This window comes from Streptomyces sp. NPDC090077 (assembly GCF_044747545.1).
GTDB lineage: Bacteria > Actinomycetota > Actinomycetes > Streptomycetales > Streptomycetaceae > Streptomyces.
Genome location: NZ_JBIVEG010000001.1, coordinates 114830 through 135394, shown reverse-complemented (window position 1 = coordinate 135394; position 20565 = coordinate 114830). Strand labels below are relative to the sequence as shown.

Genomic DNA, 20565 nt, shown 5'->3' with positions numbered 1-20565 from the left:
GCCGGCGGAGGAGGGGGAACGAGCACGTGCAACACGTAGTGGTCCTGGGCGGAAGCATCGCGGGGCTCGCCGCGACGCGCGCCCTGCGCGGCCAGGGCATGAAGGTCACCATCGTCGAGCCCGACGGGCTCGCCACGACGGGGCCGCGGGGCGGAGTACCGCAGGGCGGGCAGCTCCACGCGCTGCTCGACATGGGCCGGACGCAGGCGGAACGGTGGTTCCCCGGCCTGTCGAAGGACCTCGTGGCGGACGGCGCGGTCCTCGGATCGGGCAGTGAGATCCAGCTCTTCGAGAACGGAACGCGCAAGGTCAGCGTTCCCGGCAACGAGCTGATCGGCGTGAGCCGCACCCTCCTCGAAGACCACATCCGCCGGCGGACCCTCCTGGACGACGGGACCTCCGTGATCGCGGGCAGGGCCTGCGGCCTGGACATCCGGGGCGGACGGGTCACCGGCGTCCGGGTACGCGCCGCGGACCCGGACCCGGACGCGGTGACCGTGGTGCCCGCCGACGCGGTCGTCGACGCCACCGGCCGGTCGAGCAGGCTGACGTCCTGGCTGGCCGCGCAGGGGTGGCCGCAGCCCCCGGTCGACCGCATGCGGATCGACCTGGGCTACGCCACGGCCCGCTTCCGCAGGGGCGGGGAACTGCCCGGAGTCAGCGTGGCCCACCAACTGCCCCCGGCCGGCGCCTCCGCCGCGGAGCAGCCCGACACGGGGGCCATGGCCGCGGTGGAGGGCGGCCAGTGGATGGCGGTCATCGTCGCCTACGCCGAGAACCGCCCCTCCCGGGACCCCGCGGAGTTCCTGCGGCGGATGCGGGAGATGGAAGCCGGTCCGTTCGGCGTCGTGGCCGACCGGTGCACGATGATCGGCGAGGTCGAGACGTACGGCATGGCGCACTCGCTGCGCCGCAACTGGTGGGCGGTGGACCGGCTGCCGGGCGGCCTGTTCGTGGCGGGCGACGCCGTGGCCTCCTTCAACCCCGTGTACGGGCAGGGGATGACCAGCGCCTTCCTGCACGCGTCCTGCCTGGCCGCGTACCTGCGCAAGGGAGCGGACCTGCACGCGCCGGCCCACGCCTACTTCCGCCACATCAGGGTCGTCGTGGACGCGGCGTGGGAGGTGTCGACCCTCTCCGACCTGGCCCAGCCGCACGTGACGGGCCCCTATCCGCGCGGATACCGGCTGGCCCGGAAGATGGCGGACTGGATGGGCCGGGCCTCCACGACGGACGCGTGGGTGAACGGCCGCTTCCTGGACGTCGTCAACATGCGGCGGCGCCCGGCGGACCTGCGGACCCCGGAGTTCTGGTGGCACGTGGCGAGGGCGATGCGGGCACAGCGGGCGCAGGGGCCGCAGCTGGTACGACGGCAGCGGCAGCCGCTCCGGGGACGGTGAGGCGGCGCCCCGTCACCCGGCCCCCGGGCCGGGCACCAGCCGCCCGTCCGCGTCCACCCCCGCCGCCGTCAGGACCTCGGGGTGTTCGAGGTGGCGGGCCATGCGGACCAGGTGGGCGCGCTGCGCGGCCGGCTCCAGCCCCGAGCCCGGCAGCGGGCGGCCCCGCTCGCTCACGGTGTCGGCCCCGCTCTCGGCGAGGGCCACCGCGCGCAGGAGGACCGCGGCCGCCGCGGCGGCGTGCTCCTCGTCCTGCGACCAGCCGGCGCCCGGTGCGGCCCGGCGGATCCGCTCGACGGGGGCCTCGCTGAAGTACGGGTACAGGCTGCGGATCCCGCTGAGGATGTCGGCCATGCGCGTCACCAGGTGCCAGTCCCGTACGTAGACGAGTCCGAGCTGGGTGACCTGGTTGGGCTCGGTCAGCGCGATCCGCGGGTCGGGGCGCCGCGTCAGCTGCCACAGGGGCGCCAGTGCCAGGTAGTCCCGGCGGTCCGTGCGCCACGTGGCGATCGCGGCGCCCGAGAACCCCCAGTTGATGATGATCGCCCCGATGGTGCCGGAGACCGGCCCCAGGCTGTGCAGGGGGTCCAGACCGCTCCACCCGAAGGCGCCGGCCAGGGTGGCCGGTCCGACGCAGGCCACGTATCCGGCGATGAACCAGGTGGCGACGGCGATGTGCTGCAACGCCCGGCGCAGCCGCGGATCGTCCTGGGCGGACAGCGCGTTGCGGCGGAAGCGCAGGGCGGTGGAGACGGACGCGTACCCGAGGCCCAGCTGGAACGCGGCGAGCATGACCAGGGCTCCCGGGTCCCGGGCGTAGGCGATGTTGAAGTCCAGCGGGTGGGGCGCGTCGTCGAGCCCGCCGGCGAGGAACCCGGCGGTCATGGCCACGGACACGAGGGCGTAGACGCAGAGCGGGAACGCCAGCACGTTCCGCTCGGGGACGGGCTTCGCGAGGGGCCGCCAGACCAGTGACATGGCGTGGGTGTGGGCGAAGAAGCCGAGGATGCAGAAGAAGACCAGCAGCTCGGCGAGGTTCTGCGCGCCGGTGAGTCCGGCGATGCCGCGGTAGACCACGGGCGTGGCGAAGACGAACGCGCCCACCCCGACCGCGGAGCACACGGCGATCAGCCGCAGGGCGGGGGAGCGCTCCCGCTGCCAGGCGACGATCTTGGCCAGCGTGGTGCACGTGGCGATCGCGGCGACGACGAGGTAGACGACGTTCGCAGTGTCTTCAGACACCGGTCCCCCTGTGGCGCAGGGCGGAGCTCGCCGATGTCGCCGAGGTGCCGCCGGTATGGGTGATCATGCTGACGATGAGCCGGCCGAGGGTCTCGGCCTCCCGCTCGGGCGGACTCTGGCCGTGCGGATGCCCGGGTTCGGCCCCGTCGAAGTACGTACGGGCGAGCATCATGCGGGCCACCTTGGGGTTGAGCGCGGGCGCCAGGCTGGCGAGCAGCTCGTCCTGGAGGTCGTGTCCCGCCGTCTCCGGGTCGTGCCCGAGGAAGGCGTGCGCCAGTTCGTGCGCGACCACGAAGTTCTGCAGGATGGTCGGCGAGTCCTTGTCGACCACGATGATCAGTTCGCCGGGCCCCTGCAGGAGCCCTCCGGTGAGGGGGTACTTCAACGGCAGCTGGAGGATCCGGATCGGCATGCCGCGGTGGCCGGACACGGCCGAGACGACCTTGTCGATGGTCGGATGCGCGCCCAGACCCAGCCGCGTGCAGAAGGTGTTGCGCAACCTGCGCAGGGCGCGGATCTCCCGGACCGTCTCCGCGACGACCCCGAGGGTCTTCCTGATTCCCGCCACGGCCGGCCTCTCCTCCTACAAGACCCGTGACGGGACGCGTACTTCGTCCGGTTCACGGGTCTGCCGCATCGCTCGTGGGCGGCCCGCATCCTCGGACCGCCCCACGGTGACCTGACGGCAGCGTAAAGGAGCGGGCGCCGAATGGCTGCCCGCCGCTTCCGGCTCCACCGGTCCCCGAGTCCCCTTGTGGCCGGCCGCTCCGGGGACTCAGGCCCCGGAGCGGGGTGTGGTGCCCGCGGGAAGTGAGCCGGGAGGAGAGCCGGGAGGAGAGCCGGGCAGGGTGCCGAGGTAGCGGCTGAGCACGGCCGGAGCGCCCACTTCCCGCAGCAGCGCGACCAGTTCCACCTGGCTCTTGGTCTCCTGCACCAGCTCGTCGTCATCGGGGAGTACGAAGAACCGTGCCCCCGCCTCGATGCCGAAGTGCCGCGCCAGGGCCTCCAGGGGGTCGTCCGTGAAGAAGGACGGGTCCACCCCGAAGATCCGGCAGAGCAGCTTGGTGGATTCCAGGCTCGGCTTGCTCTTGTCGTCCAGCAGGTTGTAGAGCCAGGTCCGCGACTTTCCGCAGGCCCTGGCCACGTCCGTGATCGTGTGGGGCTTGCCCTCGGCGGTCATCCGGGTCTTCAGCAGGTGGTCGAGCCTGGCGATGAACGGGTCGTCGTCCACGCCCTCCCCGCAGGGATCGCCCGCCCGCAGGCTCCGCAGGAGGGCGGCCGGCACGCCCGTGGCGAAGCTGACGGAGTCCTCCGACTGGGGGCCGCCGTTGCGCGGGAAGACGTGCGCGAACAGGAAGTCGAGACGTGCGGAGATCAGCGACGCCCGTTCGTTCCCCGTGCCGCTCATCAATCCCTTACCTGTCGGCTCGATCGGCGCCGTTGCCGGCGCGCAGGGCGGCCGGGGTGGCGAGTGCCACGATCATCGCCGCTTTCGCCTTGACAGGGAAGGGTCTAAAGCCCCCGGTGCCGACACGGTTCACCGGCGCCCCCGCAGTCCCGTGAGGAGCACCCGCCACCCCGCGGATCCGCAGGCAAGGAGCCCGGACGGCCCTTGAGTTGAGGTATGTGAAAACTATTGTTGACACTCAAGGGGCAGTGCAGCAGGATCTTGTACATGCCGCCGTGGAGGCGGCCCCTCGCACGCGCGACGGGCCTCCCGGGTGGCTCTGTGCGCCGCCCAGAGGATGCGATCTCCACGGGGGAGGGTTCGCAACTTCGCTCCCCGGCCGCTCGATCGCGGTCCGGACGAAGCCCGCGGGCGGCGCACGGCATCCCTTCCGCGCCCGCCGTCCCGCAGCCCGCGGCGCTCAGATGCGGGACCGGCGGCCGGTCGCGGAGGCGAATCCCAGCCAGGTGTGCCGGTTGTTCCACCAACACCACCCGACCTTGGGCGCGTTGCGCCGCTCGCGGCCGTCCCGCCCGGTGCCGTTGCTGATCCAGACCGCCGGAGTGCGCGCGTCGGGGCTGCCGTTGGCCTTGACGAGGCGCGAGCCGATGGTCATGAAGCAGTGGTTGCGGTCGAGGACTTCGGGCTGCTGGACGACCCAGAGGATGCCTTCGGTGAGCAGGAGCGGGGTGCGGCCCTCCCCGGTGAGGGCGGGAAGCGCCTCGTCCGGGCTCCAGTTGGCCATGCGGTCACCGCGGTCCGGGCCGTCGACGAGGTAGAGCGGAGCGTCGGGCAGCTCGATGCCGTGGGGCGCGAACCGGTCGACGTCCTGCATGTCGGTGACGACGAAGCCGGGCTTCCCCTCCCGGCGGAGCAGCGGTGCGAGGACGGAGGCGGGTGCCAGGTCCGGATGGACGGCGAGCAGGGCGCCGTCGCCTCCGCCCCCGGCGAAGGCGCGCAGTTCGGCGGCGGAGATCCCGGCGAGCGCGGGCACGCCGAGCTCGATCAGCCGCTCGGCCTGGACGGCGAGCGGCGGGAGCGGGGCCACGGCATCTTCGGAAACGGATTCGGGCAGGGGCACGGTTCTCCCTCGGTGCGCGATCGGAGCGGCAGACGGTCAGGGCGGTGGCCGGGCGGGCACGGATGCATAGTCAAACTTGACTACCAGGGAACCGTACGACAGCCCACTCCATTAGTCAAACTTGATTACAGGGCTTCGGCATGCGGAAACCCGCGGAGCCCGGAGCCATAAGCTGGTCGAACTTGTCTTGAAAGGAGACGCCCATGTCAGCGATCCGGCTGCTGGTCCTCGGCGCGGTGCGCCAGCACGGACGGGCGCACGGCTACCAGGTCCGCAACGACCTGGAGTTCTGGGGCGCCCACGAGTGGTCCAACGCCAAGCCGGGATCGATCTACCACGCGCTCAAGCAGATGGCGAAGGAAGGCCTCCTGCTGGCCCACGAGGTCGCGCCGAGCACCGCCGGCGGCCCGCCGCGCGTCGAGTACGAGATCACCGGCCGGGGCACCGAGGAGTACCTCGCCCTGCTGCGCCAGGCGCTGACCTCGTACGACCAGAAGGCGGACGTCCTCTCGGCCGGCCTCGGATTCATCGTCGACCTGCCGCGGGACGAAGCCGTCGCCCTCCTCAAGGAGCGGACCGAGGGGCTGCGCCGGTGGCGCGCCGAGGTCACCGGGTACTACACGCCGCAGGGCGGCCCCGGACAGCTCGGGCACATCGGCGAGATCATGAACAGGTGGGTCCACTCGGCCGACAGCGAAGCGGCCTGGACCCACGGCCTGATCGCGCGCATCGAGGCCGGCGCCTACACCTTCGCGGGGGAGGGCGAACCCTTCGTGGGCGTCCTCGCGGAAGGCCAGGCGAACCCGTACGCCACGGGACCCCGCCCCGAGGACCCCCGCCGGTCCGCCCGCTAGTCCACCCGCTCCTGCCGGTCCACCGGGAATCCGGCGCTTTCCAGCACCCCGGCGCCGAGCGCACTCGCCGTCGCGAGCACGAGCCGGTCCGGGAGCGTGCGCCCGGGAACCGCCTCGGTCGTCGCCGCCACCGCGTCCAGCTCGGCCGGCTCCCGCCCGTCGGGCAGGCCGATCCGTACGGAGAACACGGGACGGCCCTCCATCGCGGCCGCGGCGAACACCGGATGCGGAGCCGTACGCATCCCCGCCTCCCGGGCGAACGCCCGCTCCCGGGCGTCCTCGCCGACGAACACGCACGCGTCGGCCGGTACGCCCCCGGCGCTCGCGACCGCCAGGTCGAACGGCCCGCGGCCGTCCTTCACGCCCCAGTGCACGAGACCCGCGTCCGCGAACCGGCCGGGAAACGCCCCCGCGAGGGCCGCGGCGGCCCGCTCGGCCGCGCCCTCGCCCGGCCCGGGGTCGGAGACGATGCCCATGCGCACGCCGGCGAGGGAGTCCAGGACGGCGGCCACGCGGGGCCGGGGGCGCAGCGTCAGCGCGCCGTCGGGCTCCAGCCGGGCGTCCGCCAGCGTGGCCCCGATGTCGAAGAAGAGCACGGACATGTGAAGCGCCTCCGAGGTGTGCGGGTTCCCTCCGGGTCCTGTGCCCACGGCCCGTCCGGCCACCGCACGCACCGCCCCGCCGCCACCCGATCGGAGTACCGCCCGGCCCGCCGCCACGACCGCGCGGAGGGCCGCCCGCGCTCTCGCGGACGGCCCTCCCCGATCGGCTGGCGGTGCGTCAGTCGACCTTGTGCCAGTGCGTGACCCGCACCGCCCCCTCCTCGGCCCCGATGTTCGCGTACATCGCGAGGTGTTCGGGGGCGAGGAAGGTGTCCTTCTTCTCCTGGAAGAACTCCTCGTCGTACCAGGCCACGTCGAAGACGACCTTGCCGCCGGCCTGGCCGTTGCGTTCCACCCAGGTCCGCTGCCAGTCGTACGGGCCGTCCGACAGTTCGGCCAGGCGCTCGTCGGAGGCGCGCAGGGCCTGGACGCACCGCTCCAGCGCCGCGTCGGAGCCGAGGTCGATCTCGCAGTGGGACTGGGCGACGACGGTCCGCCCAGCGCGGCGCCCGGGCGCGGAGTCGCCCAGGAGCACCAGTTCTCGAATGATGGGATGGTCGGGAGATATCGTGCTGGACATGGGTTTCCCCCTCTGACGGGTGGCAGGGACCGCCTGGCACCCTCTGAGATCAGAGACACGAGGTACAGGACCGATTCCGGTCGGTCGGTTTTCGACGCTAGGGACGCCCCGGCGGCCCGTCAACGGGCAGGAGCGGGAACCGGCCACCCGCGGCCGCGCCTACTCCTGCGCGGGATCGGCAGCCCGCTCCGGAGCCTGCGACCCCCGCGGGACGTCCGCGCCGGCGCGCCCGCGCAGGAGCACCGGACTGCCCGCCAGGGTGGCGAGCAGCGTGCCCGCCCCCGCCAGCTCCAGCGCCCCGGCCCCACCGAGCAGCGCCGTGGCCGGGCCGCCCAGGGCGGTCCCCGCCAGGTTGGCCCCGTTCAGCGTCGCCCCCGAGGTGGCGAAGGCCCGCCCCCGTACCTGCTCGGGGACCCGGGCGTGGATGAGGTTGCGGATCGCCAGCCCCTGGAGGGAGTTGGCGACGCCGGTCAGGAAGAACGACACCACCGCGAGGGCGAAGACCGGCACGGCCGCCCCGACGGCGAGCGAGGCCCCCATCAGCACCCCGGCACCGACCAGGACCCGAGGCTGCCACTCCAGCGGGACCCGCGGGGCGATCAGCGTCGCGGAGGCCAGCATGCCGACGGTGTGCGCGCTGACCAGCAGGCCGTACCCGGTGCCGGACACGTCCAGGTCGTCCCGGATGAAGAAGACCCGGGCCACGCTCAGCACGGCGGTGAAGACGATCGCCGACGCCAGCGCGAGGATCGCCGTACGCAGCAGCCGGTCCCCGCCCAGGACCCGCACCCCCTCGCGGACCTGTGCCGGCCAGCTCCCTCCCGCCCCCTGGACGGGCTCGCGCCGGACCCCGAGGAAGGACAGCACCACGGCCATGACGGCGAAGGTGGCCGTGTTCGCCAGCAGGGCCACCCGTACGTCGGACACGGCGATCAGCGCACCGGCCAGCGCCGGGCCGGCCACGTTGCCGGTGGACCGGAAGGCGTCGAGCCGGGCGTAGCCGCGGGCGGTGCCGTCGTCGCCGGTGATCTGCGGGACCAGCAGCAGCAGGGCCGGGGACGCCAGCGCCAGTCCGGCACCGAGCAGGACCAGCAGGACCAGCGTCAGCGCGAGGTCGGTCACGAACACGAGCCCGGCGCTGACCAGGGCCTGCAGAGCCGTCACCGCGACGACCAGCCGGCCGCTCTCGACCCGGTCGACCAGCGGCGCGGCCAGCGGCCCGACCACGACCAGCGGCAGCACCCCGGCGATGACCAGCGCCGAGACGGCAACACCCGAGTGACCCTCGTCGTGCAGACGGAGGGTCAGGGAGACGATCGCCATCTGGTCCCCCATGGAGGACAGGCCGTACGCGGCCGCCAGCACCGTCAGGACCGCACCACGTTTTCCGAGCATCCGCAGATGCTCCCAGCCCCGCGCCGGCCCCGGCACCCGCAGGCACCGGATCAGGCCAGCCCCTCCCGGCACCTGCGTCCCGGCACGCGCCCACCGGCCGCACTCGACGTCCGTTCGAGGAGTTCTCCTTTCCGCTCTGAAAGCGTCAGGGCTCCGGGCTCCACTGGGGACGAAAGGACAACGGGAATGACCAAGTCAAGGCGCAAGTTCGGCATCGGCGCCGTGGTGGCCGCGATCGTGGCCACGATGATCACCTTCGTGGGACCGCAGGGAGCCAGTGCACAGGACCAGGCGCGCCGGGGCTGGGACCACTTCACCTTCGGAGTCCCGTGGGAGGAGTCCTACGGCTACTCGCAGGGCATCAAGGCCGGGGACGTGATCTACATCTCGGGTCAGGTGTCGCACGACGCGGCCGGGAACTTCGTGGGCGCCGGCGACTTCGAGAAGCAGGTCCGCCAGTCGTTCGCGAACCTGGACAAGGTCCTCGCGCACTACAAGGTGCCGCGCAGCCAGATCATCAGCATGAAGATCTTCACCAAGGACCTGCGGCAGAACTTCGACACGGCCGCCCGCCTGCACAAGGAGTACGTCGGCAAGCACCGCACGACCGACACCATCGTCGGCGTGTCGGACATGTCGGTCCCCGACCAGCTCGTGGAGATCGAGGCCATCGTCAAGCTCTCGCCGCGCTCCTGACGCGGCGGGCCCGCTGCACCGCCCCCGGCCGGTACTCCGGCCGGGGGCGGTGCCGTGTCACCAGCCGTGTCGCCACCCGCGTCACCACTGCCGCCGCACCGCGGCCTTCGGGCCGGTGACCAAGCTCGCCGCCGGAACGTCCTCGGCCACGACCGCGCCGGCCGCGATCACGGCGTCACGGCCGATGCTGACCCCGGGCAGGATCGTGGCACCGGCGCCGATCCACACGTTCTCCGCGACGTCGATGGGAGCACCCGTCAGGTACAGCCGCCGCTCCTCGGGATCGACCGGGTGGCCGCTGGTGATGAACGTGACCTTCGGGCCGACCATCACGCGCGCGCCGAGCCGGATGCCGGCGTAGTCCAGGAACGTGCAGTTCTGGTTGATGAACACGCGTTCGGCGAGTTCGAGGTTCAGGCCGTGGTCCGTGTAGAAGGGCGGATAGACCGTGACCCTCGGCGGCAGCGGCTTGCCGAGGATCCGTTCCAGCAGTGCGGCCTTGCCCTCCTCGTCCTCGAACGGCAGGACGTTCAGGCGGGAGGTGAGCCGGGTGACCTCCAGCACCCTCTCCGCCATGGCCTGGAACTCGGGACTGTGGATGCGCATGAGCCGGTCGCTGGACATGCCGGGATTCTCCCGCCCGTCCGCCGTGCCGGACAAGGCGGGATCAGACCGGTCCGGTCAGAAGAGGTGGCGGACGAAGACGTCCGAGGCGCCGTTGGTGTCGTCCGGCACGATGTCGTCGGCCGCGGACTGGAAGACCACGTCGCGTCCTCCCGTGCTGACCGCGTCGATCCCCGCCGTGGCGGGCCGGTCCGAGACGACCTGGTCGGTACCGGTCTCCAGGTCGCGCAGGACCAGCGACGGTCCGCCCGTGCCGTTCGGCGCGTACAGCAGGTGCCGGCCGGTCGGATCGACGGCCAGGCCCTTCACGTCAGGGACCGTTCGGGTCGTGCCCGTACGCAGGTCGTGGACGTAGGTGTGGGAGCCCGAGAGGTAGACCACCGTGCCGCCGTCGTCGCTGAGCTGGAGGAGCGAGGCCGCCGTGGCCGGGCCCTCGACCGGGCCGGTGCTGGTGCCGGTGGTCCGGTCCCAGACGAAGACGTCCTTCGCGGCGCCGTCCTGGTAGGCGACGTAGCGCCCGTCGCCGCTGATGGACGGCCGGGCCTGCTGGGTGTGCTCGAAGGAGGCGACGGTCACCACGGCGCCGGTGTTCCAGTCGTGGACCTCGACGCGCTGACGGTTGGTGGGCGCCGGCTTCCGGATGAGGAGGGCGAGGGCCGTGTACCGGCCGTCCCCGTTCAGCGACGGCTGGTCGCAGCTGTAGGCGGAGCAGTTGGCGGACGCCGTCCCACCGCTGCTCACCTGGTACTGGCGGATCCGTACGTCATTGAACCACTGGAGCGAGTAGCCGACGTACGCCCCGTTGCCGCTGATCGCCGGGGGCTGGAGCGGGGTGTACGTTCCCATCCGCTTGGTCAGGGCCGTCTGCTGGTCGCGGACGAACACGGCTTCGTTGCCCGCCGGGTTGTCGGACGTCAGGTTGCGCGCCGAGGACGAGAAGACGACACGGCGGCCGTCGGGCGTGATCGACGCGGCGCCGGAACCGCCGTTGCCCTGGGTGCCGTCGGGCGCGACGCTGATCCTCTCGACCCCCACGGTGGCCGTACCCGCGGTACCCGTCACCGCCGAGGGCCCGGCCCAGGCGGCTCCGGGCAACGCGGCCGTGACCGCGCAGACCGCGGCGGCCGCGCCCAGGGCGGCCCGCACGCGTCTGGTGGTGACCCTGTTCGTGGTTCCCCTCATGTTCCCCCCAGCCAGGACGATGTCCCGCCTGCGGCTCCCTGCCGCAGGCCAGAGCATGCAATCGCGGCCGTGCTGCGGGGTCAATGAGGCACATGCCCGGGAGATGTGGTTTCGGCCATGACGGAGCGCGAAGGCCCCGCGGGGCCGGCGGACCGGCCTCACGGGGCCCTCCCGCGGGGGACCGCCGGCTACCGGCTGAGCGAGCCGAGGGAGGCCGCGTCGTACGGCTTCAGCTCGTCGAACCGGTTGCCGAGGACCTTCGCGGCCCACTGCGGGTCCTGGAGCAGGGCCCGGCCGACCGCGACCATGTCGAACTCGTCGCGTTCCATGCGGTCCAGGAGGTTGTCGAGGTCGCCGAGCGCCGCCCCCTCGCCGGCGAAGGAGCGGATGAAGTCCCCGTCGAGGCCCACGGAGCCGACGGTGATCGCCGGCCGGCCGGTGAGCTTCTTCGTCCAGCCCGCGAGGTTCAGGTCCGAGCCCTCGAACTCCGGGAGCCAGTAGCGCCGGGTGGAGGCGTGGAAGACGTCGACGCCCGCCGCCGCCAGCGGGGCCAGGATGGCCTCCAGCTCCTGCGGGGTCTGCGCGAGCCGGCCGTCGTAGGCCTCCTGCTTCCACTGCGAGTAGCGGAAGATCACCGGGAAGTCGGCCGGGACGCGCTCGCGGACGGCGGCCACGACCTCCGCGGCGAACTTCGTGCGGGCGACCGCGTCGCCGCCGTAGGCGTCCGTGCGGCGGTTGGTCCGCTCCCACAGGAACTGGTCGAGCAGGTACCCGTGGGCGCCGTGCAGCTCGACGCCGTCGAAGCCGGTCCGCACGGCGTCGGCGGCGGCGTCGGCGAAGGCGCCGACGACCTCGTCGAGGTCGGTGCGGGTCATCGCCTTCCCGGTCCCCTCGGTGCCGTCGACGCGGATGCCGGAGGGGCCGACGGCGGGCGCGTCGGGGTACGGTGCCTCGCCCTGCTTGCGCACCATGCCTATGTGCCACAGCTGGGGCACGATCGTGCCGCCCGCCTCGTGCACGGCCGCGGCGACCTTCGCCCACCCCGCCAGCTGCTCCTCACCGTGGAACCGCGGCACCCGGTCGCTCTGGCCGGCCGACTCGTGGCCGACGTAGGTGCCTTCGGTGACGATCAGGCCCACGCCCGCGGCGGCCCGGCTGGCGTAGTACGCCCGCACGTCCTCGCCGGGCACGCCGCCGGGGGAGAACATCCGCGTCATCGGCGCCATCGCGATGCGGTTGGGGACGGCCAGGCCGTTCAGCGTGACGGGCCGGGAGAGGATTTCGGCCGCGCGGGAGGCGGTGGACGTGGTGACGGTCATGCGGGTCCTCCGGGTTGAGGCTGTGGCTCGTCGGACGACAACGAGAAGTGCATAGTACACATGATATGTATCATGCATATTGCAGGGCTTCGCCGGTCCGTGGTTCGGCGATAATGGAGCGCCGGGAGGAGCGGGAGGCGCAGTGCTGGAGAAACTGGAGCGGGAGCTGATGCTGCTCTCGCGGCACCAGGTGCTGGGCCGGCGCGAGCGCGACCCCGAGCGCCTGGAGCGGTCGGCCTACCTGCTGCTCAGCCGCATAGACACCCAGGGCCCCATGTCCATCGGCCAGCTGGCGGAGGCCTTCGGGCTCGACACCTCGACCGTCAACCGCCAGACGGCCGCACTGCTGCGCTGCGGACTCGCCGAACGCGTCGCCGACCCGGACGGCGGCATGGCCCGCAAACTGCGGATCACCGCCGAGGGCGGGCGCCGGCTCACCGGAGACCGCGAGGTCAACCGGTCCTGTCTGGCCCGGATCGTCGCCGGCTGGTCCCCCGAGGAGGTGCGGGAGCTGGAGGACGTCCTGATCCGCCTCAACCGCAGCGCCGAGGCCCTCGAAGGACGCTACTGGCCGCGCACCGAGGAAGGGGACACCGGCGCCGCGTGCCACCCGCCGGCCCCGTAGGAACCGGCGGCCCGGGCCCGCCCCGGTGACTCACGGGTGCAGGCCGTCCTCGCGGACCCGCTGTGCCAGCTCGATCTTCGTATGGGCGGGGCGGCCGACCTCCCGGTACTTCTCCTTCACCTGGTCCAGGTAGTACTTCGCGGTGTGGACGCTGATGCCCGCCCGGCGCGCGGCGGCCTTCAGCGTCAGCCCCGAGGCGTAGTCGCGCAGCACCTGGCGTTCCCGCGGCGCCAGGTGCGGCCGGGCCGGACCGGTGTCGTTCGCCCAGGCGAACGCCAGCTCGGGCGAGTGCGCCGTGCCGCCCGCCGCCACCGCCTCGACGGCCTCGACGAGGACCTCCAGGGCGTGGTCCTTCGTCAGGTAGCCGTCCGCTCCGGCCGCGACGGCCGCCACGATCCGGTCGCGGTCGGTCACGGTGCTGATCAGCAGGACCTTGCTCCCCGAAGCCCGCACCCGCCGTACGTTCGCCTCCGGAGCGGACCCGTCCCGCAGGACGAGGTCGAGCAGGACGACCTCGGGCGCCGCCCCCGGCCGCGCGAGCAGCTCCCCGACCGTGGCCGCGGTACCGACCAGGCGCAGCCGCTGCTGACGGGCGAGCCACGAGCCCAGCCCGTCGAGCAGCATGCGGTCGTCGTCGACCACGGCGACGTCGATCACGCGGGCCACCTCAGCTCGACGGCGGTCCCCTCGCCGGGGCGGCTGTCCACGTCCGCCGCCCCGCCGACGGCCGCCAGCCTGCCGCGCACCGAGCGCCGCAGTCCGGTACCGCCGGCGGCGCCGCGGGAGCCGCCGGCTCCGGAGGCGTCGAATCCGGTCCCGCGGTCGGCCACGGTCACCTCCACACCGCCGCGGGCACCCCCGACGGCCGTCACGTACGCCGTGTCGGTGCCCGCGTGCCGGCTCACGTTGTTCAGGGCCTCGGACACCGCGGCGGCCAGTGCTTCGGCGACCTCCCGGGGCAGGTCCGGCACGGCGTGGTACTGCGCCTTCACGGTGAGCCCCAGCCCCTCCGCCCGCCGCACGGCCTCCTCCAGCGCGGCCCGCGCGTCCGCGGCCCCGCCGGGGGACGGGACGTCCCCGGACTCGACGAGCCGCCGTACGTACGCGGCCTCGCGGGCGCAGCGCTCGCGGACCGCCGGGGCGTTGGCGTCCACGCGGCCGGCCCCGATCGTGGTGAGGGTGGCGAGGACGGTGTCGTGCAGGGCCGCGTGGTGCGCCGTCCGCTCGGCCTGCCGCGCGCGAGCGGCCTCGGCGGCCACCGCCCGGTCGTGCGCGGCGTCCAGCAGGATCCCCTGGCGCCGGGTGTACCACCAGACGCCGCCGGTCAGGGCGACGGACGTGGCGACGGCACTGACGTGGTCGAGGACGCCCTCCGGGTCCGAGTCCGGCACCACCCCGTGCATCCCCAGCGAGGTGGCGAGCAGCAGCGCGAGCGCGAGGGCGGTGCCGCGCCACCCGAACGCGACCACGGCGGCCGCGGCCGCCGACAGGCTCTGCACCATCAGCCAGCCGTGCGGCGCCACGGCCTGCCCCTCGCCGACGACGGCGACCGCGACCCACGGGAGACAGCACCCGGTGACCAGCACGTCGGCCCAGACACCCGGGCCGGAGAACCAGCCGCGGACGAGGGCGGGCACGTACAGGACCACCGAGACGGCACCGGCACAGGCCAGCAGAACCACGCTCCGGCCGTCCACCGGGCCCTCGAACACGACGCCCGCCGCGGCGATCAGGTGCGCCAGACGGAACAGCGCCGCGGCCTTCACCGCGAACCCCCGCGCACGCCGAAGTCCCACCCCTCGCCCCCCACGCGCCGAAACCCCACCGGTACCCGCCCATATGGGCGGGTGTCGTGCCTTAGTGGATCTCGCCGCGTTTCTCGCCGTCAAGACACTCCTCGGACACGCTGGAAACGCCGTTCCGGTCCGGCCGGGTCATGCGGGACGTCCGAGCAGGCGCGCCGCCCCGGCGGCCGGCAGCCGGCGGCCGGTCAGGGGGCGCCGGCGTCGATCCAGTCGGTGTTGTCCTGCCAGGCGTAGAGGGTGGAGCCGTCGAGGTGGGCGTAGTAGAGGCCGCAGCGGGCGGTGGCCCTGTTCCGGGCGCCCTCGGGGAACCAGTCGGCCTTCATCCCCGGCTCCTTCGCCGCCGCGCCGTCCAGCGGCCTGCACCCCTCGGGGAGCCCGCCTCCGGGGAGGGCGGCCTTGAGGAGGCGTTCGCCGCCGGTGGTCTTCATCGCGTAGGAGACGGCCGTGGCGCCGTCGGGCAGCCAGCGGGGGACCGAGGCCCGCTCGGCCTTGGCCAGGGCGCCGGTGGCGTAGGTGCCGCTCTGCACGTGGCGGTTCTCGCGCCAGTCGGCGATCGCCGGGGTCGCGACGATCGCGGCGAGGGCGAGCGCGGAGACCACTCCGGCGGCGGTCAGGACGGCGGACTTGCGGTTCATTCGGATTGCTCCCGTGCGAGGCGTTTCGTCCCTCCCATCCTCGGGGCGCGGCCCCGCCGGTACGTCAGCCGACAGGACCTTCCGCCCTACCCCGCTGGTCGCACCGGCCCGGGGCCCGGCTACGGACGGGGGATGACCGGGCCCGTAGGTGGCCGCGGTCGCCGCACCCGGTCGGACCGGGGACCAGGGAGCGCGGAGCGCGGACGCGTCACCGAGCCCGGCCGGGCCCCCCGCCGCGGTAGACGGCCGCCGCGATCCCGGCTAAGGACCGGACCAGCGGATCGGCGTCACCCCCGCCGCACGCCACCACCACCCGGCTCGGCGGCATGTCGGTCAGCGGCACCACGGTCAGGTCCGCCGCGGGCGGTTCGTGTCCGAGGGGGGCCAGGCCGACCGTGCCGTTCCACAGCACGGCGTGCAGGCACTCCCCGACGGAGCGGACCACCGGCCCCTCGCGCGGGGCGCCCCCGTGCCAGTACGCCTGCCACGCGGGGTCGGTGCCCCGGGGGAACCGGAACCAGCGGCGGCCGCTCAGGTCGGCCAGCCGCAGCCGGCCGCGGCGGGCCAGCGGATCGTCGGTGCGCAGCACCGCGCCGACCGGGTCCCTCCGCAGCTCACGGACCGTCAGGCCGGTCCCGTCGAAGGGCGCCCGGGTCAGGGCCACGTCGACCAGACCGGTGCGCAGCCCGCACGTCGGGTCGGTCAGGTCGGTGTCGCGGATGCGGATGTCGACCCCCGGGTGCGTCCGCCGGTAGGCGGCGGCCAGCCGGGCCACGCCGGGGTCGGTCCCGTCGCCCAGAATGCCGACGGTGATGCTCGCGGCGCCGGCCGCCGCGCTCACGCGAACCCGGACGCGGTCGGCGCGGTCGAGCAGGTCCCGCGCCTCGTCGAGCAGCACCGCGCCCGCAGCCGTGAGCGTGACACCGGCCGGGGAGCGGATGAACAGCAGGGCCCCGACATCGGCCTCCAACCGCTTGACCGCCCGGCTCAGCGGAGGCTGGCTCATGTGCAGTCGGGCGGCGGCCCGGCCGAAGTGGAGTTCCTCGGCGACGGCCACGAAATAGCGCAGGGTCCGTAGCTCCACGCTGCGACGATACCCGGGGGGCATCGGCGCCACAGGACCGGTCTTGGACACCTCCGGGCCCCCGGCGGTGCACTGGTGGGCATGACCGGAGAAGAAGAAGCCGAAGCGCCGCAGGCCGCCCCCGCCGTATCGGTCGTGGGTCCCGGCGGCGGCGAGACGATCGTCCTGGGCGCCACCCGCATGCGCATCCTGGAGGACGGCAGCCGCACCGGGCACCGCCTCGCGGTCGCCGAGTCCGTCCTCGCCCCGCACACCCAGGGGCCACCGCAGCACCGCCACGCCCGGCACGACGAGGGCTTCTACGTCCTCTCCGGGACCGTGCGGTTCACCGTCGGGGACGAGGACCACGACGCCGGAGCGGGCACGTTCGTGCTGGTCCCGCCCGGCACCCCGCACACCTTCGCGAACCCGGCCGACCGGCCCGCCGTCCTGCTCAGCACGTTCACCCCCGACCTGTACGTGCAGTACTTCCGGGACCTCCAGGAGGGGCTCGCCGCCGGCCGGCCGCTGACGCCCGGGACGCACGCCGACGCGATGAGCCGCTACGCGACCGAGCCGGCGGGCCCCGCTGTCCGCATGCCGGTCCCCCCGGACGCCGGTCCGGGCACCGCGCCATGATGGGCCCATGATGCACAGCGACGACCACCACCCCGACTCGCCGACGATCGCCCTGCTCAAGGAGGTGGGGGCGGAGACGACCAAGCACTCCGGCGGCACCCTCCTGACCCACCTGCTGCGCGTCGAGGCGCTGGTCGCTTCCTGGGGTGCGCGGCCCGCACTGCGGACCGCGGCACTGTGCCACGCCTTCTACGGCACCGACGGGCTGCCGCTGGTGCTCCTGGAGCTCTCCGAGCGCGACCGCCTCGCCGAGGCGATCGGCACGGAGGCGGAGGAACTCGTGTACTTCTACGCGAGCTGCGACCGCGAGGCCTCCTACCCGGGCCTCGCCGCGCCGGACGGGGCCGAGGCGACCTTCCGGGACCGGTTCACCGGCGAGGAGTTCACCCCGTCCCCGCAGCAGCGCCGCGACTTCGCCGAGCTCACGGTGGCCAACGAGCTGGACCTGGCCAAGGTGAACGACTCCTTCCGCGAGCGCAACGGCGCGGCCCTGCAGGAGCTGTTCACGCGCTGGGAGCCGCTCCTGTCGGAGGCGACCCGCCGCGAGGTCACCGCCGTCCTCGGCTGACTAGGCCGTCTCTTTCGGATCTTGCCGGTTAAGCCCGCGTCGTTCGGTGCCGTGCATCGGCGCGTTGGCGGGGCGCCCTTGTACTGGACGTACTCGGGTGCTCCGCCAACGCGGCGAGGTGCGGTGCCGGGCGGCGCGGGTCTGGGGGTACCTCCCAGCGGTAGCTGGGGGAGCAAGATCCGGAAGAGACGGCCTAGCGGCGTACGGCGGCGTGTTCGAGGACCGCACGGACCTCGGCGGCGATCGCGCCCTCGTTGCGTTCGAACTCGGGGCCGGTCAACTGCTCGGGGTCGGCGGGCAGGCCGGTGAGCACGGGGGTGTGCAGGTGGCCGCCGGGCAGGTGCGGGGCGAGTTCGGCGCGCAGCCGGTTGGAGCGGTAGGCGACCTCGTTGGAGAGGTAGCCGCCACCGCCGCCGGCCACGGCGCGCGAGCCGGCCGTCGGCCCGTCGGTCCGGTCGACCGGGGTGGTGCCGCCCGCCGGTATCTCGGTCACCTTGCTGTTGAGGAGGACCGGGTACGGGGTCTGGACGGCGGCGGTCACCGCGTCGGCGGGCAGCGTGGTGCGGATGAACTCGGGCCCCGGGCCGAGGCCGGGGGCGGTCACCGGGTGCTCGCGGGTGCCGCCGGAGAGGGCGCGCGCGTTGTCCGGGTACGGGTCTGCGGAGCGCGCCCGCCCCGCCCAGTCCTCCAGGGTGAAGATGCCGGGGTAGCCCTGGCTGACGGTGGTGATGACGTCGGCCGGGGCCGGGCCGGCGGCCAGGCGGGGGGTGAACGCCCGCTCCACGATGCCGGCGTCGAAGTCGGCGTACCGCACGGGCAGGACGACGGCACGGATCTCGGCCGGGCTGCCGTCGGCGAGGGTCACGCGCCGCCCGTTCAGCTGGAGGGCGGCCGATCCGGAGGGGTTGGCGCGGCGGATCTCCGCGTCGAGCCCGAAGGGGTCGAAGCCGCTGATGAAGACGCGGCGGACGCCGGGCGCGGCCCGGAAGGCGTTGTCGGTGAGGCCGCGCGAGGCGTCCTCGAAGCGGGTGCGGAGCGCGGCCCGGTCGACGGCGAAAGCCGGCTGCCAGCGGGCGAGGGCGGTGGTCATGGAGAGCCGCGCCCAGTACAGGGGGCGGTCGTCGCCGGGGGCGAGGTCGCCGCCGGGCCGCTGGCCCTGGGCACGCCGGACGGAGGCCTGCCAGAGGGCCTGGCCCCAGGAGTCGAGGAGCCGTCCGGCCTCGGCGGGGGTGCGCGCGGAGCACAGGGCGGCGGGGAAGCGTCGTACGAAGTCCCCGAACCCCGCCCGTTCGACGAGGGCGGTGGTGCGGGCGTCCGCGAGGCGTGCCTGTTCGGCGTCGAGCGGTACGGATGCCGCGGTCCGGCAGACCGGGGTGGCGTCGGCCGCCTGCGCGGGCGGGGCGAGGGCGATGGGGAGGGCGGTGACGAGGAGGGCGGCGGCCGATGCCGCACGACGTAAGATCAGCATGCGATGTGACATTACATAGCGGTTGCCGCTCCCGACAGGCACCCCTGAGACAGCCTCAGGGCCGCAGCCCCGCCCGCTTCAGCGCGATCTCGGACAGGGTCGCGACGACCTGCGGGTCACCGCGGCGCCAGGCGTCCGCGAGGCCCCCCGGCGGAGCGGGGACCCCGCGGAGGTCGCGCAGCGGTCCGGTGAGGGCCCGCAGCGCGAGCAGATCGGCACCCCCGGGTGCGCCGGCGAGGCTCCGGACGGCTGCGCCGCGACGGATCCAGCGCAGCCGCAGCGGAAGCCACACCAGGAGCACGAAGAGCACGGGGACCACGATCAGCACGACCGCGGCCAGCGTCGCCAACTGGCCGATGGCGTCCTGCAGGGACCGCCCGGCGTCGGCGAGACCCGTGCCGGCGTCCGCCGCCGACTGGAACGGCTTCTTCAGCAGGCCGCCGACCAGCGGCACGTCCGAGGCCGTCTCACCGGCCTCGTCGAGGGCGCCGGCAAAGCCCTGGCCCGCGCTCTCCACCTTCCGCCCCGGCTCCGCCAGGAGCATGATCGCGTCGTGGACGGCCAGCGCGAACCACACCGCGCAGGCGATCACGGCCACGGCGGCCAGATCCGCGAGGATCTGGCGGTTCCGCCGTGCTGGGGTCTGGGCGTAGAGAAGCATCGGCCCGCTCCGCTCCTGTTCCGGTCCGGCCGCCGGGCGCGGCCCGTCGCCCGACCGTACGTCGGCAGGGGGCCGTGTGCGAGGATCCACCCCATGGATCACGAGGCCGTGTGGACGCACGGGCAGCCCGCCACGGGGCCCGAGGACCTGCTGCGGCTCGTGCGCGGCGCCACCCGCACGGAGGCGGGCGGGCGCGTCGAGGCCCTGATCGCCGAGTGCCTGATGTGCGGCGAACGGACGGACGAGTTCGAGGTCGCCAAGGGCGAGTGCTTCTGCGTGGGCTGCTGCCTGCCGCTCGGCATCGCGGACGGGGCGATGCACACGGACGCGTACCCCTGGACGCTCGAACCGTCCGCGGCTCCGCTGCCGCCCGCCTCCCCGGGCCCGGGCTTCGAACCGTCGGACTTCCCCCGCTGCCCCGCAGGACACGGCGTCTTCCAGGTCGCGGTCGCGCTCGCCGTCACGCAGGACGGCGCGGTCCGGGGCCTTTCGGTCGCCCTCAGGTGCCCCGAGGACGGCGCACTGATCCTGTACGTGGACGACGCCCGCGTCACGCCGGGCGCGTCCCACGACTGCCCCGGCGGCTGCCCGGCCGGTCCCGTCGGCGCATGACTCCCGTGCGTGCTCCGGGACTGATGACGCGCCACCGGACGGGGCGGTCCACGCGTACGCCGTGACCTCC

23 protein-coding genes are annotated in these 20565 nt (G+C 73.8%); 7 read left to right on the top strand and 16 right to left on the bottom strand.

Annotated features, from left to right (window positions below):
• The first annotated feature begins 26 nt into the window (after nt 1-26).
• Nucleotides 27-1400, top strand: coding sequence for an FAD-dependent oxidoreductase (locus ACIPW5_RS00555; RefSeq protein WP_401238296.1), 1374 nt, complete (start codon nt 27-29; stop codon nt 1398-1400).
• Nucleotides 1401-1412: 12 nt separating this feature from the next.
• Here the strand turns inward: ACIPW5_RS00555 and ACIPW5_RS00550 are convergent, their stop codons facing one another.
• The 4 genes from ACIPW5_RS00550 to ACIPW5_RS00535 all read right to left on the bottom strand — a co-directional run bounded on the left by ACIPW5_RS00550 (nt 1413) and on the right by ACIPW5_RS00535 (nt 5161).
• Entirely contained in the window at nt 1413-2639 is a 1227-nt protein-coding gene (locus tag ACIPW5_RS00550; protein WP_401238293.1) for a DUF6545 domain-containing protein, read from the bottom strand.
• Nucleotides 2632-3207 (bottom strand): ImmA/IrrE family metallo-endopeptidase, encoded by a 576-nt coding sequence (locus ACIPW5_RS00545; RefSeq protein ID WP_401238291.1) that lies wholly within the window; start codon nt 3205-3207, stop codon nt 2632-2634. The genes ACIPW5_RS00550 and ACIPW5_RS00545 overlap by 8 nt, the downstream gene beginning before the upstream one ends.
• Nucleotides 3208-3414: 207 nt before the next feature.
• Nucleotides 3415-4047 carry a helix-turn-helix domain-containing protein gene (locus ACIPW5_RS00540; protein WP_401238289.1) on the bottom strand — a complete coding sequence of 211 codons (633 nt, stop codon included), beginning with the start codon at nt 4045-4047 and terminating at the stop codon, nt 3415-3417.
• 460 nt (nt 4048-4507) lie between these two features.
• Entirely contained in the window at nt 4508-5161 is a 654-nt protein-coding gene (locus ACIPW5_RS00535) for a DUF5701 family protein (RefSeq protein WP_401240034.1), read from the bottom strand.
• Nucleotides 5162-5370: 209 nt separating this feature from the next.
• On the opposite strand from ACIPW5_RS00535, the gene ACIPW5_RS00530 reads away from it, so the two are divergent.
• Nucleotides 5371-6021: a PadR family transcriptional regulator gene (locus ACIPW5_RS00530; RefSeq protein WP_401238286.1), complete on the top strand. Its 651-nt coding sequence runs from the start codon at nt 5371-5373 to the stop codon at nt 6019-6021.
• On the opposite strand, the gene ACIPW5_RS00525 is transcribed toward ACIPW5_RS00530, so the two are convergent.
• From ACIPW5_RS00525 to ACIPW5_RS00515, 3 genes are all read right to left on the bottom strand, one after another.
• Nucleotides 6018-6623, bottom strand: a complete 606-nt coding sequence (locus tag ACIPW5_RS00525) for an HAD family hydrolase (protein WP_401238284.1) — start codon at nt 6621-6623, stop codon at nt 6018-6020. The genes ACIPW5_RS00530 and ACIPW5_RS00525 overlap by 4 nt on opposite strands.
• Nucleotides 6624-6801: 178 nt before the next feature.
• Nucleotides 6802-7203 carry a hypothetical protein gene (locus ACIPW5_RS00520; protein ID WP_401238282.1) on the bottom strand — a complete coding sequence of 134 codons (402 nt, stop codon included), beginning with the start codon at nt 7201-7203 and terminating at the stop codon, nt 6802-6804.
• Nucleotides 7204-7362: 159 nt separating this feature from the next.
• Nucleotides 7363-8598: an MFS transporter gene (locus ACIPW5_RS00515; RefSeq protein ID WP_401238280.1), complete on the bottom strand. Its 1236-nt coding sequence runs from the start codon at nt 8596-8598 to the stop codon at nt 7363-7365.
• 186 nt (nt 8599-8784) lie between these two features.
• Here ACIPW5_RS00515 and ACIPW5_RS00510 point away from each other — a divergent pair, with 186 nt between their 5' ends.
• Nucleotides 8785-9294 carry a RidA family protein gene (locus ACIPW5_RS00510; protein ID WP_401238277.1) on the top strand — a complete coding sequence of 170 codons (510 nt, stop codon included), beginning with the start codon at nt 8785-8787 and terminating at the stop codon, nt 9292-9294.
• Between the two features lie 81 nt (nt 9295-9375).
• Here ACIPW5_RS00510 and ACIPW5_RS00505 read toward each other — a convergent pair whose 3' ends face one another.
• The 3 genes from ACIPW5_RS00505 to ACIPW5_RS00495 form a co-directional block, all read right to left on the bottom strand.
• The gene (locus tag ACIPW5_RS00505; RefSeq protein WP_401238274.1) at nt 9376-9918 is read right to left on the bottom strand and encodes a DapH/DapD/GlmU-related protein; all 543 of its coding nucleotides are present in this window, start codon (nt 9916-9918) and stop codon (nt 9376-9378) included.
• Between the two features lie 57 nt (nt 9919-9975).
• Nucleotides 9976-11100 (bottom strand): TolB family protein, encoded by a 1125-nt coding sequence (locus ACIPW5_RS00500; RefSeq protein WP_401238271.1) that lies wholly within the window; start codon nt 11098-11100, stop codon nt 9976-9978.
• A gap of 188 nt (nt 11101-11288) precedes the next feature.
• Nucleotides 11289-12419 (bottom strand): NADH:flavin oxidoreductase, encoded by a 1131-nt coding sequence (locus ACIPW5_RS00495; RefSeq protein ID WP_401238269.1) that lies wholly within the window; start codon nt 12417-12419, stop codon nt 11289-11291.
• 169 nt (nt 12420-12588) lie between these two features.
• Here ACIPW5_RS00495 and ACIPW5_RS00490 point away from each other — a divergent pair, with 169 nt between their 5' ends.
• Nucleotides 12589-13044, top strand: a complete 456-nt coding sequence (locus ACIPW5_RS00490) for a MarR family winged helix-turn-helix transcriptional regulator (RefSeq protein ID WP_401240031.1) — start codon at nt 12589-12591, stop codon at nt 13042-13044.
• 30 nt (nt 13045-13074) lie between these two features.
• Here ACIPW5_RS00490 and ACIPW5_RS00485 read toward each other — a convergent pair whose 3' ends face one another.
• The 4 genes from ACIPW5_RS00485 to ACIPW5_RS00470 all read right to left on the bottom strand — a co-directional run bounded on the left by ACIPW5_RS00485 (nt 13075) and on the right by ACIPW5_RS00470 (nt 16568).
• Complete coding sequence (locus ACIPW5_RS00485; RefSeq protein WP_401238266.1) at nt 13075-13701, bottom strand: response regulator; 627 nt, start codon at nt 13699-13701, stop codon at nt 13075-13077.
• Nucleotides 13698-14840, bottom strand: coding sequence for an ATP-binding protein (locus ACIPW5_RS00480; RefSeq protein ID WP_401238265.1), 1143 nt, complete (start codon nt 14838-14840; stop codon nt 13698-13700). The genes ACIPW5_RS00485 and ACIPW5_RS00480 overlap by 4 nt, the downstream gene beginning before the upstream one ends.
• Before the next feature lie 194 nt (nt 14841-15034).
• Nucleotides 15035-15484, bottom strand: coding sequence for a hypothetical protein (locus ACIPW5_RS00475; protein ID WP_401238262.1), 450 nt, complete (start codon nt 15482-15484; stop codon nt 15035-15037).
• A 208-nt stretch (nt 15485-15692) separates the two neighbouring features.
• Nucleotides 15693-16568: a LysR family transcriptional regulator gene (locus tag ACIPW5_RS00470; RefSeq protein WP_401238259.1), complete on the bottom strand. Its 876-nt coding sequence runs from the start codon at nt 16566-16568 to the stop codon at nt 15693-15695.
• Between the two features lie 81 nt (nt 16569-16649).
• On the opposite strand from ACIPW5_RS00470, the gene ACIPW5_RS00465 reads away from it, so the two are divergent.
• The gene (locus ACIPW5_RS00465; RefSeq protein ID WP_401238256.1) at nt 16650-17186 is read left to right on the top strand and encodes a cupin domain-containing protein; all 537 of its coding nucleotides are present in this window, start codon (nt 16650-16652) and stop codon (nt 17184-17186) included.
• A 7-nt stretch (nt 17187-17193) separates the two neighbouring features.
• A complete protein-coding gene (locus tag ACIPW5_RS00460; protein WP_401238254.1) occupies nt 17194-17754 on the top strand; it encodes a DUF6817 domain-containing protein in 561 nt (186 codons plus the stop codon).
• A 193-nt stretch (nt 17755-17947) separates the two neighbouring features.
• On the opposite strand, the gene ACIPW5_RS00455 is transcribed toward ACIPW5_RS00460, so the two are convergent.
• Nucleotides 17948-19222 (bottom strand): pyroglutamyl peptidase, encoded by a 1275-nt coding sequence (locus ACIPW5_RS00455; RefSeq protein WP_401238252.1) that lies wholly within the window; start codon nt 19220-19222, stop codon nt 17948-17950.
• Nucleotides 19223-19277: 55 nt separating this feature from the next.
• Nucleotides 19278-19883, bottom strand: a complete 606-nt coding sequence (locus ACIPW5_RS00450; protein WP_401238249.1) for a hypothetical protein — start codon at nt 19881-19883, stop codon at nt 19278-19280.
• A gap of 93 nt (nt 19884-19976) precedes the next feature.
• On the opposite strand from ACIPW5_RS00450, the gene ACIPW5_RS00445 reads away from it, so the two are divergent.
• Nucleotides 19977-20495 (top strand): hypothetical protein, encoded by a 519-nt coding sequence (locus ACIPW5_RS00445; protein ID WP_401238246.1) that lies wholly within the window; start codon nt 19977-19979, stop codon nt 20493-20495.
• Nucleotides 20496-20565 lie beyond the last annotated feature (70 nt).